Annotated in this window: 1 protein-coding gene; it reads right to left on the bottom strand. The window is 63.0% G+C overall.

What is annotated here, in order from left to right; translation table 11 throughout:
- Nucleotides 1-568: type VI secretion system Vgr family protein (locus F1735_RS34065; protein WP_167241471.1), on the bottom strand; the 568-nt coding region annotated here is incomplete at its 3' end.
- Between the last annotated feature and the right edge of the window lie 38 nt (nucleotides 569-606).

Genomic DNA, 606 nt, shown 5'->3' with positions numbered 1-606 from the left:
CGGCCGCCGTCGAGTCGTCCGACAGGATCAGGGTGTGGCCGGAGGCGGTGTGCTCGTACCAGTAGAACCAGCCTTTTTCTTCCCAGCGCCGGTGTACGTAGTTGTAGTCGGACTCGTCGTACTGGCAAGCATCCTTCATGACCGGGTCCGGGCCGCCGACGCGGAACTCGCTCTTGCGCACGCCGTAGTCGCCGAAGATGTCGTCGGTCTGGTCCTTGACCGTCATGTTGTGGAACAGATAGTTGTCGCGGCGCAGGCGCAGGTAGGCCAGCCATGGCAGCAGGACCATGTCGTAATAGACTTCGCCGCCGTCGGCGCGCACGCGGCGGAACTCGAACACGTAGCCGTTGAAATAGCGCTTGCTGTTGTCTTCGCGCACCAGTTCCACGGTGGCCATCTTGCCTTGCACATCCTTGAGGGCGATGTTGGGATCGTCGCTCAGGCACTCGACGGTGAAGTGGAAGTCGCGCGACAGGCCCTCCACCGCGTCGATCCGGTTGGCCACGAGGCTGGCGGGGCCTCCGCTGGGAAAGTTCAGGCGCAGCAGGCGGTTGTTCTGACGGGTCATGCGGGCTTCCTTTGGGTGGGCATGTGACGTTGCATGGA

The organism is Massilia genomosp. 1 (assembly GCF_011682185.1).
GTDB classification, from domain to species: Bacteria; Pseudomonadota; Gammaproteobacteria; order Burkholderiales; family Burkholderiaceae_D; genus Telluria_A; species Telluria_A rubra.
The sequence above is the reverse complement of the archived record's forward strand: the minus strand, read 5'-3'. Positions and strand labels throughout refer to the sequence as shown.